At 65.3% G+C, this 13,707-nt stretch carries 9 protein-coding genes; 2 read left to right on the top strand and 7 right to left on the bottom strand.

All coding sequences use genetic code 11. The annotated features are described in order from the left end of the window. Window position 1 precedes the first annotated feature (1 nt). Window positions 2-451 (top strand): MaoC family dehydratase, encoded by a 450-nt coding sequence (locus PSV38_RS01605; protein WP_300544077.1) that lies wholly within the window; start codon window positions 2-4, stop codon window positions 449-451. Here PSV38_RS01605 and PSV38_RS01600 read toward each other — a convergent pair. The 4 genes from PSV38_RS01600 to PSV38_RS01585 form a co-directional block, all read right to left on the bottom strand. Next, window positions 420-1,337 (bottom strand): alpha/beta hydrolase, encoded by a 918-nt coding sequence (locus PSV38_RS01600; protein WP_300544075.1) that lies wholly within the window; start codon window positions 1,335-1,337, stop codon window positions 420-422. The two genes, PSV38_RS01605 and PSV38_RS01600, sit on opposite strands and share 32 nt — an antisense overlap. A 118-nt stretch (window positions 1,338-1,455) precedes the next feature. Next, entirely contained in the window at window positions 1,456-2,955 is a 1,500-nt protein-coding gene (locus PSV38_RS01595) for a UdgX family uracil-DNA binding protein (protein WP_300544073.1), read from the bottom strand. Then, entirely contained in the window at window positions 2,949-4,226 is a 1,278-nt protein-coding gene (locus PSV38_RS01590; protein ID WP_300544071.1) for a putative DNA modification/repair radical SAM protein, read from the bottom strand. The genes PSV38_RS01595 and PSV38_RS01590 overlap by 7 nt, the downstream gene beginning before the upstream one ends. A 59-nt stretch (window positions 4,227-4,285) precedes the next feature. Continuing rightward, complete coding sequence (locus PSV38_RS01585) at window positions 4,286-6,673, bottom strand: transglycosylase domain-containing protein (RefSeq protein ID WP_300544069.1); 2,388 nt, start codon at window positions 6,671-6,673, stop codon at window positions 4,286-4,288. A 194-nt stretch (window positions 6,674-6,867) separates the two neighbouring features. Here PSV38_RS01585 and PSV38_RS01580 point away from each other — a divergent pair, with 194 nt between their 5' ends. Then, window positions 6,868-9,087 carry an ATP-binding protein gene (locus PSV38_RS01580; protein WP_300544067.1) on the top strand — a complete coding sequence of 740 codons (2,220 nt, stop codon included), beginning with the start codon at window positions 6,868-6,870 and terminating at the stop codon, window positions 9,085-9,087. Here the strand turns inward: PSV38_RS01580 and PSV38_RS01575 are convergent. The 3 genes from PSV38_RS01575 to PSV38_RS01565 all read right to left on the bottom strand — a co-directional run bounded on the left by PSV38_RS01575 (window position 9,068) and on the right by PSV38_RS01565 (window position 13,569). Continuing rightward, window positions 9,068-10,285 (bottom strand): diguanylate cyclase, encoded by a 1,218-nt coding sequence (locus PSV38_RS01575; protein WP_300544065.1) that lies wholly within the window; start codon window positions 10,283-10,285, stop codon window positions 9,068-9,070. The genes PSV38_RS01580 and PSV38_RS01575 overlap by 20 nt on opposite strands. Continuing rightward, window positions 10,282-11,529 carry a GGDEF domain-containing protein gene (locus PSV38_RS01570; protein WP_300544062.1) on the bottom strand — a complete coding sequence of 416 codons (1,248 nt, stop codon included), beginning with the start codon at window positions 11,527-11,529 and terminating at the stop codon, window positions 10,282-10,284. The genes PSV38_RS01575 and PSV38_RS01570 overlap by 4 nt, the downstream gene beginning before the upstream one ends. A 243-nt stretch (window positions 11,530-11,772) precedes the next feature. Beyond that, window positions 11,773-13,569: a lipase family protein gene (locus PSV38_RS01565; protein ID WP_300544060.1), complete on the bottom strand. Its 1,797-nt coding sequence runs from the start codon at window positions 13,567-13,569 to the stop codon at window positions 11,773-11,775. Between the last annotated feature and the right edge of the window lie 138 nt (window positions 13,570-13,707).

Genomic DNA, 13,707 nt, shown 5'->3' with positions numbered 1-13,707 from the left:
CATGAGCGACAAGCTTTTCCTGGACGACTTTGAAGTGGGCCAGCGCTTCGTGAGCGGCGAGCACCTGGTCGACGAGGCGCAGATCAAGGTCTTCGCGGGGCAGTTCGATCCGCAGCCTTTTCACCTGGACGATGAGGCCGCCAAGCAGACCTTGTTTCGCGGCTTGGCCGCCAGCGGCTGGCACACCGCGGCCATCACCATGCGCTTGATGGTGCAGGGTGGCATGCCGGTTGAGGGCGGACTCATCGGGGCGGGCGGCGACATCAGCTGGCCCAGGCCGACGCGCCCGGGCGATGTGCTGCACGTCGAAAGCGAAGTGGTGGAGGTGACGCCCTCGCGGTCCAAGCCTCAGCAGGGCATGATGACCGTGCGCAGCGAGACACGCAACCAGCAGGGCGACATCGTGCAGGTGCTGGTGGTCAAGATGGTGGTGCCGCGCCGGGTGTCCTGACATGGCGTGGGCTTGGCGCCGCAGGCAGACCCTTGACGAAAGCGCTCACGTCCTTGAGGGCCGGTGACAGCCAGCGCAAGGGTTGCGCGAAAGAGCCCACCAAGGAAATGTGGCCCACGTGGTCATAGCGTTTGAACTCCACCGGCACACCCACCGCTTGCAGCCGCTCGGCCAATTGCGCGCTGTTTCGCTCCGGGTCGACTTCCTTGTCTTCCTTGGCCACACCCAGGAAGGTGCGGGGCGCCTTCCCGCTGATGTAGCGGATGGGCTGGGACTCCGGCGGCACCTGGGGGTGGTGGAAGGTCTTGCGCGTTTGCGGATTGATGATGGGGATGAAGTCGTAGGGACCAGCCAAGCCTACCCAGCCGGCGAGTTCTGACACGCGGTGCCCTTGCTGGTCCAGCCAGCGCGGGTCCAATGCGACCATCGCGGCGTTGTAGGCACCAGCGCTGTGGCCCATCACGACCACGCGGCGCGGGTTGCCGCTGAAGCGCGCCGATTCGCTCAAGGCGTAGGCCACCGCCTTGGCGCAGTCGGGCAAGAAATCGGGGTAGGTGACTTGGGGGTAGAGACGGTAGTCGGCCACCATGGCGACCATGCCGTGCGCGGCCAGGGCTTCACCCATGAAACGGTACTGCACGCGTTCGCCCATGTGCCAGTTGCCGCCGTATAAAAAAACCACCACCGGGAAGCCGCCCTCGGGTGGTTCGCCCTTGGGTTGGTACACGTCCAGCAACTGGCGCGCTTGCGGGCCATAGGCCACACCGGGTGTGAGCCGGTAGGTGTCGCTGGGCACCAGTGCATTGATGGCGCGGGTGGCCGAGCAACCGGCCAGGGCGGCCAGCATGCCCAACAGGACGGCAAGCTTGAACCATTGCTTCAGCATGGCTGAATCCGATCATGACGGCAGGGAGGCCTTCAGTATCGGGTGGCCGGGGCGCGGTCGGCCATCGGTGAAGCGGAAGCGCGGGCGTAGGCAGCGGCCTACAGTGCGCTGTTCTGCATCAAGCGGGCACGTGCTCGGTGGCGTGGCGCAGGTCGGCCAGCCATTGCGCGTAGGCGGCTGAGCGGGCGTCATCTTGCGTGCGCAGCAAGGCCGAAGGGTGGGTGGTGATCAACACGGGCACGCCATCTGACTCGCGCTTCAGCCACTGGCCATGGTTTTGGGTGATGGTCACGGGGCGGCCCAGCAACTGGCGCGCGGCCGTGGCGCCCAGCGCGATGATGGCCTTGGGCTGCACCTGGGTAATCTCGGCCTCCAGCCACGGCAGGCAGGCGTCGGCCTCGGCTTGGGAGGCGGTCTTGTGCATGCGGCGCTTGCCGCGCACCTCGTGCTTGAAATGCTTGACCGCGTTGGTCACGTAGAACTGCTGGCGGTCCCAGCCCAGTTCGGCCACGGCGCGGTTGAACAACTGGCCTGCCGGGCCGACGAAGGGGTGGCCGCGCAGATCTTCCTGGTCGCCGGGTTGCTCGCCGACCACCATCAGGGCCGCGTGCACCGGGCCTTCGCCAAAGACCGCCTGGGTGGCGTGGCCGCCGATCGGGCAGTCGCGGCAATGCTGGCAGGCGGCCCGAAGCTGCGGCAACGTCATCGTGGTGCGTGCGCCTTGCCCTGGCTGACTTCGCCATTGAGCGGGCGCGGAGACCTTCAACGGCAATACTTTGGGCAGGCGCTTGGCCATGTCCTGAGGTCCTTGTTCGATCATGGTGCCGCTGCGCTGGTGGGCGGCGGCCACGAGCGGCGCGATCAACGCGGCCTCCGGCAAATTGTGCCAATAGCGCCGGGGCATCTCGCGCTCCATCATCTTCACCTTGAGCCGGGCGGGATTGAAGATGTGCTCGTAATAGGTCAGCCACAGGCCTTCGCCCGCATCGGCCGGGGGCGCATCGTCGCGGCTGGCCCCGGGCTGGAAAGTCAACTGCGCGCCATCCCACTGAGCGCAGCGTTCGGGCGTGAGGATGGCCCAGCGCATGTTGGTGAAGCGGCGCTGGAAGAAGGGCGCGGTGGTTTCGACGATGTGGTGGTCGGGTTCGAACCAGGCGATGTGCAGTGGGCCGTCGGCATGCTCGTCGGCCACGGTGCGAAAGCGCACGAAGGCGGTCATCTTGTGCATGTCGCGGCGCACGACGCGGGCGAGGTCTTCGAGCGCGCTGCGGTCTGCATCGAGCGTGTCGTGGCGCAGGCCGGGCTGGTGTTGCAGGCGCCACAGCAGGCGGTACATCAAGGCAAAGCGGCGCGGCTCGCGGTGCAGGATGGCGGTCTGGCACAGGGGCAGGAAGAAGGCGGGCACTTTGGGCGGCGGGGCCTCAGGGGCGGAGGCCGATTCGAGGCGCGTCATGGCGGCCTTTGATGGGGCCTCCGCGAAGAGGTCGCCCAGGCCCTGGTAGGACAGCGTCCAGGTCACGTCCTCGGGCGGCACGTGTTCAGCCAGCAATTGCCGCGCGGCTTGGCGAAAGCCCGCCAGGTCGATGGAATTGGCCAACTCGATCGTGCGGCTCAACATGGCGCGGTGTCGAACAAGTTGGTCTGCACTGGGGCTTGCGGCCGCAACTGCTGGGCCAGGTCAAGCGCATCCAGCCGCCGACCCGGGTGGTGGTCGGCCACGATGACGAAGGGCAGCACCTTCTTGAGCGACACGCGCAGCACCGACAGGTCGCTGCAACGCACACGCCGCACGCGCCGGGTCTGCAGCAGGCGCTCGATGGTCTTGACGCCCAGGCCGGGCACGCGCAACAGCGATTCACGCGGCGCGCGGTTCAGGTCGACCGGGAAGCGTTCGCGGTGGGCCAGGGCCCAGGCCAGTTTGGGGTCGAGGTCGAGCGACAGCATGCCGTCGCCCGGCGGCACGATCTCATCGTGCGCGAAGCCGTAAAAGCGCATCAACCAGTCGGCCTGGTAGAGGCGGTGTTCGCGCATCAGGGGCGGCGCTTGCGAGGGCAGGGCGCGTGGCGCATCGGGGATGGGGCTGAAGGCCGAGTAATACACGCGGCGCAACTGGTAAGCGCCGTAAAGTGTGGCGCTGGTGCCCAGGATGGCGCTGTCGCTGGTGGCGTCGGCGCCCACGATCATTTGCGTGCTTTGGCCGCCGGGGGCGAAGCGGGGCGGCAAGGCCACCAGGGGAGCCGAGCGTGGCCGCGAGATGATGGGCGAGGGCGCTGAAGCTTCCTTGGCCTCGTCGATGTGCACGCGCAAACGCGCCATCGATCGGCGGATGGCGGCGCCGTCTTTTTCGGGGGCCAGGCTTTGCAGGCTTTCGGCCGTGGGCAACTCGATGTTGATGCTCAGGCGATCGGCGAAGCGGCCGGCCTGGGCCAGGAGTTCAGGGCTGGCGTCAGGGATGGTCTTGAGGTGGATGTAGCCACGGAAATCGTGCTCTTCGCGCAGCACGCGTGCCACCTCGACCACCTGCTCCATGGTGTAGTCCGGGTTGCGGATGATGCCGGAACTGAGGAACAGCCCTTCGATGCAATTGCGGCGGTAGAAATCCAGCGTCAGCTTCACCACTTCATCGACCGTGAAGCGCGCGCGCGGCACATTGCTGGTCACGCGGTTGACGCAGTAAAGGCAGTCGTACTGGCAGTAGTTGGTCAGCAGGATTTTGAGCAGCGAGATGCAGCGGCCATCGGGGGCGTAGCTGTGGCAAATGCCGGCACCTTCGGTCGAGCCGATGCCCCGGCCCTTGAGTGAATCACGTTGGCTGGTTCCGCTGGACGAGCAGGATGCATCGTACTTGGCGGCGTCCGCGAGGATGGCGAGTTTTTGCTGGATGTGCACTGTATGAATATACAGTCATCAGCCTGCCGCCGCAAGCTTGGAAATTCAGCCAATCACGATCACGGCCGGGTGGGCTCAAGGGTCCGCTCCGGCACCGGAGGTGGGCTGAGGACTGGGCGGTTGTCCGACGAGCGGCCCAGCCGGTTCACCAACTGATCCAGTTCCTCCGATGTCTTGGGCGCACCACCATCCTCGTCATCGTTGTCCATGGCGGGGTTGAGCGGCTGCTCGCCCGCCGGATCGGTGGTGATGGGGTTGCCTTCCGAATCCAGCAGGGGCGCGCTTTCGTCAACCTCGTCACTGGTGGGGTTCCATTCGCCGTTGCCGGTCACCGGGGGGCGCCGTGGGCTGGCGAAGGTCGCTTGCGAATCAACCAATTTCTGCTTGAAGGCGGTGCGCAAGAAATCCCCCACCAGCAGCAGGGCGCTGTGGCCACCTTGGCCCCAATAGCTGCCGCGCATGGTGACGTGCTGGTCGTTGAAGCCCACCCAGGCACCGGTCACCAGCTGCGGGTGCATCACCATGAACCAGCCGTCGGTGTTGTTTTGTGTGGTGCCGGTCTTGCCGGCCAGGTCGCCCTCGGGCACGAAGCGCGTGCGCAGCATGGTGCCGGTGCCGTAGGTGACCACGCCGCGCATCATGTCGATCAGGTTGTTGACCGTCTCTGCCGACAAGGCCCGGTCCACTTTGTTGGGGCCGAAGACGGCCACTTCTTTGCCTTGCTTGTCGGTGATGCGCTCAACGAAGTAGGGCTGCTTGTGCTCGCCGCCGCTGGCGATGGTGGCGTACACGGTGGCCATCTCCAGCAGGGTGACGGGGCTGGTGCCCAGGGCCATGGAGGGCACCGGGTCCAGCTCGCTGTCGGTGATGCCCATGGCTTTGGCCAGCGCGGTGATGCGCGGCAGGCCGGCGTCCTGCATGACCTGGGTGGTGATGGTGTTTTTGGACAAGACCAGGCCTTGCCACATGGTCATGGACTCTCCCGTGCTGCCCGACATGTCGGTGGGCCGCCAGACCTTGCCATTGCCCAGGCGAATTGCGATGGGGGTGTCCACGTAGGTGCGGGTGGTCAGGATGCCGGACTCCAAAGCGGCGGCATACACGATGGGCTTGAAGGTGGAGCCGGGCTGGCGCGCGGCCTGGGCCACGTGGTCGAACTGCTCATCATCGAAGTCACGGCTGCCCACCCAGGCCTTGACGGCGCCATTGCGGGGATCGACGGCCACGAAGCCGGCTTCAAGCCGGGTCTTGCTGGTTCGAACCTTGGCCATCAGTTCGGCATTGCCCTGCACGGAGATCAAGGCGGCGGCCGGGGTGTTGCCAGCTTTGATCAGTTGGCGGTAATCGGGCGTGCGGCGCGCGGCATCGGCCAGCAGCGTGGGGTGCTGGCGCCAGAAGTGGTCAAAGGCCTTGGCCTTGCTGGCCTGCGCGTAGCTGTCCAGCGTGCGCGAGATGACCGGCATCGAGGCGGCGCTCCACTCCACATCGGCCACGTTCTGCAGGGCCTCGGTCTGGCGCTCCACGGCTTTGGTGGCGGCCTCTTGCAGGCGCGAGTCCAGCGTGGTGTGGATGATCAGGCCTTCGCGGGCCAGGTCGCGGTCATGCGTGTCGGCCCAATCGTCCAGCCATTTGCGCACATGGGCGGCGAAGTGCGGGGCCATGTCCAGGTCCACCGACTGGTGGGTCAGGGTGACCTGCAGCTCTTCGGCGCTCGCCAGGTCGTGGTCTTCCTGCGAGAGCACGCCGCGCTTGAGCATTTGTGCCAGCACCAAATTACGACGGGCTTTGGCGCGTTTGGGGTGCAGCACCGGGTTGTAGTAATTGGTGCCTTTGAGCATCGCCACCAGCGTGGCGCTTTCGGCCGCGTCCAGCTCGATGGCGGGCTTGTCGAAATAGGTGTGGGCGGCGGCCTCGATGCCCACGGCGTTGTACAGGAAGGGCACCGTGTTGAGGTAGGCCTCCAGGATCTGATCCTTGGTGTAGATGCGCTCGATGCGCAGGGCCGTGACGATCTCCTTGACCTTGCGGCCCAGGTTGCGCGAGCGGCCAATGTCCTCAGGGAAGAGGTTGCGCACCAGTTGCTGGGTGAGCGTGGAGCCGCCTTCCATGCGGCCGGTGGCGGTGCGCAAAATGGCCTTGATGCTGCGCAGCCAGTCCACGCCATGGTGTTCGCGGAAGCGGTGGTCTTCGGTGGCGATCAGGGCCTGGGTCACGTAGGGCGACACTTGCGTCAGGGTGACTGGCTGCGACCTTTGCTCCTGGAAGCGGCCAATGGTTTTGCCATCGGCCGACAGGATCACGCTGGGCTCGGGCACTTTGGTGGTTTTCAACTCGGTGACGGGGGGGGCTTGGGTGACTTGGTAGCCCACAAACACGGCCGCCGCAACGGCGAGGGCCGCAATGGCCAACATCAGCCAGATCAAGGCCTGGCGCAGTGGTGAATTCATGTCAGCTTTGGTGTCCCATGGGTGAATGCCTTCGTGAGCAATTGGAGTGCCCGTCATGCATTGTGGTTCAGCTTGGGAAATGCGAATTTGACTATCATGCGTGCAACAGTTGTCACACTTTGAAGTCTCCTTCCATGCCCACGCCCGATTCGGCACGTCGCGTTCCCCTCCAGTGACGCCTTTTCCTGCTGGCTTTGGGCGCGATCCTGCCCCTGGCCCTGGCCTCGGGCATCGGTTTGCAGGCCTTGGTGACCCAGCAACGTCTGCAAGCTGAACGCGCCAGCATCGACTTGGCCCGGGCCCTGAGCATTGCGGTGGGGGGCGAGTTGCGGCTGAGCATTTCAGCCCTTGAAACCTTGGCCACGACGCCTGGGCTGCGTCCGGATCTGGATGCCTCGGCTTTCGAGGCGGTGGCCAGCGATGTTTTGAAGACGCGGCCCGAATGGGTGCAAGTCATGCTGGCTCGCCCGGACGGTGCGGTCATGGCCTTGGGCAAACCGCTGCCGATGGGCCAATCCCGGGGCAATTTGCGCACGCTTGAGCCTCACAGCTTTCAATGGTTGATCCAGCATCACCAACCCGTGGTGGGCGTCCTTACAGAGGGCTATGCCGGCAACTGGGGCGTCCCAGTGCGGGTGCCCGTCATCCGGGACGGGCAACTGGCCTTCGTGCTGACGGCCGTGTTGAAGCCCGAGGCCTTGAAGGCCTTGATCGAGCGTCAGCAGGTGCCCAAGAACTGGCTGGTGTCGGTGTGGGACGCCCAGAACAGGCGCGTGGCCCGTTCACGCGCGCACGAGAAATACCTGGGCTCGCCGCCGTCGGCCTCTTTGCTGTTGCTGCTCGCCAAAGGTGGTCAGGAAGGCATTGGCCGCACCCAGACGCTGGAAGGCGAGGACGTCTACACCGCGTTCACGCACCAGCGGGAGTTTGGCTGGACGGTGTCCGTGGCGGTGCCCGCCGCCGAGATGACCGTCGGTGCCACCCAATCCCTCCTGGCCTATGGCGGCGGCGTGCTGCTGTCCGTGGTCATCGGCTTGCTGGCCGCCTTGACCATGGCGCGCCGCATCAATGGGCCGATGGGGCAATTGCGCGATGCCGCGCAAGCCTTGGGCCAGGGTCAACTGGTGCAAGTGCCCAGGGGTGACATCAGCGAGATCCAGGAAGTGGGCGATGCCTTGTTCGATGCGGCCCGCCAGCGCGCCCACAGCGAGGCCGAGCGCGAACGCCTGCTCGCCGCCGAGCGGGTGGCCCACGCCGAGGTGCAGTCTGCCATGTTGCAGGCGCAGACGGCCAACCAGGCGAAGGACGAGTTCCTGGCCATGCTGGGCCATGAACTGCGCAACCCCTTGTCGCCCATCGTCACCGCGCTGCACCTGATGTCGCGCCGGGATGCGCATGCCCATGAGTTCGAGCGGCGCATCATCGAGCGCCAGGTCAAGCACATGGTCAGACTGGTGGACGACCTGCTGGACGTGTCCCGCATCACGCAGGGCAAGATTGAGTTGCGGCGCGAACCGGTGGACATGAAGGCCGTGGTGGACCAGGCGGTGGAGTTGACCAAGCCCTTGCTGGATTCGCGAGCCCGGCCCGTCCGCTTTGAGATGCCCGACCAGCCAGTCATGGTCTGGGGTGACTGGGTCCGGCTGGTGCAGGTGGTGAGCAACCTGCTCAGCAACTCGGCCAAGTTCACACCCCCCGATGGTTTGATCGAGGTGAGCTTGACCCACGGCGTTGATGCCGTGACGCTGTCGGTGCGTGACGAGGGCAACGGCATCGCGCCCGAGTTGCTGCCGCAGGTGTTTGACCTGTTCACCCAAGGCAAGCAGGCCATCCACCGTGGATCCGGCGGTTTGGGCCTGGGCCTGGCCATCGTCAAGACCATGGTGCAGCTGCACGGCGGGCGTGTGAGTGCGACCAGCCAGGGGACTGGCCTGGGCAGCACGTTCACGATCACTTTGTTGCCCATGGATGCCATCATTGCGTGGGCCCAAATCGAAGATGTCCGGGACCCGGCCTTGCAAGGCCAGGAGCGCATCCTGGTGGTCGATGACAACCAGGATGCCGCCGAAACCGTCGCGCTGGTCTTGCGCGACATGGGATATGAAGTCCGCACCGCGCACGATGGCCTGGCCGCTTTGGCTGTGCTGGACGAGTTTGTGCCCGAGTTGGCCATGCTCGACATTGGCTTGCCTTCCATGGACGGGTACGAGTTGGCCAGCCGACTCAAGGCGGATGAGCGCACGCGACACATCCCCTTGATCGCAGTGACCGGCTATGGCGCCGAATCAGACCTGGTGCGTGCCCTGCAGGCGGGCTTCGTGGAGCGCCTGGTCAAGCCAGTGGCCACACCCCAACTGTTGCAAACCATTCGCCGCCTGCTGGCCGCCAAGCCGCTCACGCCACCACCACCTTGACGCGGTTGCGGCCTTCGCGCTTGGCCTCGTACAAGGCCTGATCGGCCTGGGAGACCATCGCTTGCGGTCCGGCCGGGGGCGCTTCCGCGCGCACGGTGACCAGCCCCACGCTCACGGTGACCCATTCGGCCGTGCTGGATCGTTCGTGCGGCAGGCGCAGCGCGGCCACGGCTTCGCGCACGCGCTCGGCGGTGATGCGTGCGGTCTGTTCGCTGGCTTGTTGCAAGAGCACGCCGAACTCTTCGCCGCCCAGTCGCGCCACCAGGTCGTTCGGTCGCCGCGTGCTGTTGGTCAAGGCCTCGGCAATCGATTTCAGGCAAGCGTCGCCGACCTGGTGTCCGTAGAAATCGTTGTACGCCTTGAAGTGGTCCACGTCGATCATCAGCATGGACAAAGGCGAGCCGTCCAGGCTGGCCCGCGACCAGGCCAGCTCAAGGTGCTCGTCAAAGTGGCGGCGGTTGGCCACTTGGGTTAGCGCATCGCTGCGTGACAGCCGCTGCAATTCTTCCTGGGCGGTTTGCAGCTCCGCCAGGATCAGCTGGTCCTGCAATCCCAGCAGGTAGCGGCGCCGGTGGCGTTTTTCCGCGAGGTAGTTGGCCAACAGGCTGATGCCCACCGCAAACAGCACCATGTCCACCATGGGCACCACGATCGCGGTCGGCATGGGTGCGCCGAGCAGCCCGGCCACCCCATGCATGGCCAGGATGCCGGTGGCCGTGACCACCGCCACTGCGAAGCGCGTGGACTGGACCAGGGTGGCGTACAGCAGCACCATCACCAGGCCTGCGTGGTAGAAATAAGCGTGCGGGCTGTGGCTGGCCATGAGCAGCGCCAACAAGGTGCCCGCCGCCGCCCAGCCGCTGACGACCGCGGTCCAATCCGCGAAAGCGGGGCCGAACAACGCCACCAGCCGCGCCATGTTTCGAGTGGCCAGCCAGATGGTCACCAGGCCCAGCGGCGTGATCACGGCCAGGCGCAAGGTCAATGCCAACTCGAACACATCGGGCACCACCAGCCAATCGACCAACAGGAAAGACACGTACAGCACCAGGCCGAAGCCGCCACTGACCAGCGCCGCCTGCGTACGCTGGGGACCAAGGTCTTGCTTGAACTGGTTTTCCAGTGCGGGTGCAAACCGCAGGCCGATGCGTTTGATCGACAAGGCGTGCGCCAGCTCGGCCTTCAACGCGTCGTTCATGCGGCCGCCTGGCCTTGCCGCGCGGTGGCCTGGCGCACGCAGTCCCGCCCGCTGCGCTTGGCATCGTACAAAGCCTGGTCGGCGGCGGCCACCCAATCCTGGACCGAGACCTCGCCCCCGCCGATCTGGCCGTTGCACAGGCCGACGCTGATCGTCACGCGCTGGCTGGGCGAGTCTTCGTGAGCGGCATTCAGGTTGCGCACAGCCTGGACGATGCGTTCGGCGGTCTTCAGGGCTTCGTCGGGAGGCACATCGTGCAGCACGGCGATGAATTCTTCGCCGCCATAGCGGGCCAGCAAGTCCCCGGCCCGGCGCAGGTCGTGCTTCAGGGCTTGGGCCACGGCGCGCAGGCAGGCGTCGCCCGCCGGGTGGCCGTGGCGGTCGTTGTAAGCCTTGAAGTGGTCGATGTCCATCATCAGCACGGCCAAGTGGCCATGGTCATGTTGCGCGCGTTGCCACAGCTGGCCCAGGTGCTCGTCGGCGTGTCGGCGATTGGCCAGCAGCGTCAAGGGGTCCAGGCGCGCCAGTTGGTCCAGCTTGGCGTTGATGCCCGCCAAACGTGTCCTCAGCAAGCGGTGGCGCAGGCTCATGAGGTAGTTGTGGCGCTCTTCGGCTTCCAGGTGGTACAGAAAGTAAAGGCTGCAGCTGGCGGTGGCGAAGATGGCCGCCAGCACGGGCAGCAGCAGCCGCAGGTCCAGCAAGGCTTCGGGCAGCGACACGCCGGTGAAAGTCAAGGCCACCAACATCAAACCGGTGGCCAGGGCGGCCAGTTGAAAGCGGGGGCGCAGGATCACGTTGAGGTAGAGGATCACCAGGGCGCTCCCCAGCAGTACCAGTTGCCGCAGCGGGCTGGTGCTGAGTGACAGCAGGTACAGGTTCAGGCCGACGATGGTCAAGCCAATGCCCACGGCCTGCCAATCAGGTGCCCTGCGGCCCACGTTCCATTTGAAGGTGAGGGCGGTCAGCAGGGCGACCACGGCCACGAAGCCCAAGCGCAGCCACAGCGCGACGGTGAAGACGTCTGGCGTCATGGCGTGATCCGCCAGCAGGAAGAGGCACATGAACGCGCTCATCAACACGCCGGCCAGTTGCGTGGCCTTGAGCCGTTCGCGGCGTGACGCGTCGCGAAAACGCCGTTCGATGCCTGGTTCGAAGCTGAGCAAGCGACGCGGTGCACGCAGCGCCTCATCGACCTGTGTGAGCAAGGTCGGCTCATCGGTGGACAAGGGTGAAGAAGGCAGCATGCGGCGCGGTTCGTGAAGAACAAGGAATGGGGCCATTCCATGATCAGCGAATCGCTGGCCGGAAAACCTGCGCGGCCTGGCGGCTTGGCCCCAGCCGTGCCAACTATCGCACGGTGCGGTCGCCCCACTCCCCTGTTCGGGGGGAGGACCTTTGCTTAGTGGGCCAATGGGAGCTGCCGTCCATGAAAAAAGCCCCTCCATGGGGAGGGGCTCAGGGCCGACAAAAGTGTCAGCAAAAACGCATCAATACTTCACTGGTGCGGGAGGTGCCACGGCGAACGAGTAGGTCTGGCCAGGGCCGGACATGAAGGCCGACAGGATGGCCGAGATGCCGCAACCCTTGATTTGCGGGAAGGTGGTCGTGCCGGAGAAGCTCAAGCCACCATTGCCCAGCGACGAGACGGGGCCCGTGAACTTGATGGGGAAGGCCACCGGCGTGACGGTCTTGCATTCGCCAAAGGAGATGCCTGACAGCGACGTGATGGTGATGTTGGCGTAGACGACACCGTCAATGTTCAGTTGGCCTTGGTTGTCCAGGGCCACGGTGCCCGTGGCCTGGCCCACTGGCGTGATCCGCAGACCGACGGCCGAGCCAATGCCCAGGATCTTCAGCGATTGCTTGAAGTCAGGCACCACCAGGTCACCGGTCAGGCGCTTGGCCGTGACGTCCGCGTTGGCCGAGAAGGTCGACGTGGCCGGCAGGGTCACCGTTTGCGCCAGGCCCTTCAGGCCGACGGTGGCAGTCAGTGGCCATTTGTCCAGCGTGACCACGAAGTTGCCGCCGCTTGGATTGGCGGTGGACTGAGGGTCGGCCGCTGTGGTGGCGCAGGTGCTGACGGCAGCCTTGCCCGCGAAGCGGTCACCCAACCAGGTCAGCACGGTGGGTGCAGCCTGGAACTGGGTCACGATGTGCTCGCTGGGGAACACGTCGAAGCTGACGTTGGAGAACTTGCTGCAATAGGCCTTCTTCAGGTTCACAGCCTGGTCGATCGGGATGAACTCGTCAGCCTTGCCGTGGTATTGGTACAGCGGCACGGAGACTTTGTCGCCGCCCAAGTCCTGCGCCCGCAAGGTCGCGTTGATGGCGGGGATGGCCGTCAACTCGTCCAGCGTCTTGTTGCCCAAGGTGTAGTCGGACAGGTTGTCGTTCATCAACTCGAACAGGGACTCGAACACACACTGTGTCTTGCCCTTCGCGATGGCAGCTTGGCCAGCAGCGTTGGTCAAGGTGTCCAGCGGGATGGCGGTCGGGTATTGTTGAGCCAGGCCAATCACTCCGCCGAACAGGAAGGAAGCACCTGCGCTGCCATCAAGGTAGTCGGCCGTGCGCAGGAAGTCAGCGGGGACACCGCCAGCGGCCACGCCCACCAGGTTCACACCTGGGGCATAGGCGGCGTGACGTTGGGCGGCCCAGGCGGCGCTTTGGCCACCTTGCGAGTAACCCCAAACGGCGGTCTTGGTGCTGGCGCTGATGCCGCCAAACGGGATCTGGGTCGCGGCGCGGACGATGTCCAGCACGGCATTGCCTTGCGAGGCACCGGCCAGGTAGGTGGGGGTGCTGCCCGTGGTGTAACCCTGGTAGTCGGACACCAGCACGGCGTAGCCGGCCTTCAGGGCGGCGGTGATGTTGGCTGCTTCATAGTCAGTGCCACCCACCATTTGCAGCGAAGGTGCGCAATTTTGGGCCAAACCGTGCGTGCCGACGGCGTAGGAAACGGTGGGGCGTGTGCCGCCACCAGTCCACAGGGCGACGGGCACCAGCACGGTGCCGGTGACAACATTGGGCGCGCCCAGCGAGTCGGTCGACTTGTACATCACGGCCCAGGCTTTGGTGCTTGGCGCAGTGGCGCCCAGCTTGACCGTGGTGCTGCGGTAGGAGATCAGGTCGCCGTGGACACCGCTCGGGGTGGACGCTGGGGCTGTGTAGAAAGCGATGCCAGCGGGGCCGACGGTAGGGGCGGCATAGGCGCTCGTCATCGCCAAGGTCAAAGCGGCCAGTGGCAGGGTCAAGGAGGGCTTGCGCAAAAAGGTGCAGTTCATGGTCTCTCCGGAGAGTTGTCAGGCATCGGTCGCTAAAACGCGATCCGGTTATCAGCAATCGGTTAATCGCTGATGGGTAGTCTGACAAAGGGACCAAGCAGTTTTGCAAAGGGTTTTCCGCCAGAAAATTGAGCCAGG

This window comes from Aquabacterium sp. (assembly GCF_029946005.1).
Lineage (GTDB): Bacteria > Pseudomonadota > Gammaproteobacteria > Burkholderiales > Burkholderiaceae_C > Aquabacterium.
Note: the sequence above shows the minus strand (reverse complement) of the source record. Positions and strands in the feature narration are given on the sequence as shown.

What these genes read in the sequence shown, in the direction of transcription:
- PSV38_RS01575 (WP_300544065.1), bottom strand. Translation starts at nt 10,285, where the DNA reads ATGAACGACGCGTTGAAGGCCGAGCTGGCGCACGCCTTGTCGATCAAA.
- PSV38_RS01595 (WP_300544073.1), bottom strand. Translation starts at nt 2,955, where the DNA reads ATGTTGAGCCGCACGATCGAGTTGGCCAATTCCATCGACCTGGCGGGC.
- PSV38_RS01570 (WP_300544062.1), bottom strand. Translation starts at nt 11,529, where the DNA reads ATGCTGCCTTCTTCACCCTTGTCCACCGATGAGCCGACCTTGCTCACA.
- PSV38_RS01565 (WP_300544060.1), bottom strand. Translation starts at nt 13,569, where the DNA reads ATGAACTGCACCTTTTTGCGCAAGCCCTCCTTGACCCTGCCACTGGCC.
- PSV38_RS01605 (WP_300544077.1), top strand. Translation starts at nt 2, where the DNA reads ATGAGCGACAAGCTTTTCCTGGACGACTTTGAAGTGGGCCAGCGCTTC.
- PSV38_RS01600 (WP_300544075.1), bottom strand. Translation starts at nt 1,337, where the DNA reads ATGCTGAAGCAATGGTTCAAGCTTGCCGTCCTGTTGGGCATGCTGGCC.
- PSV38_RS01585 (WP_300544069.1), bottom strand. Translation starts at nt 6,673, where the DNA reads ATGAATTCACCACTGCGCCAGGCCTTGATCTGGCTGATGTTGGCCATT.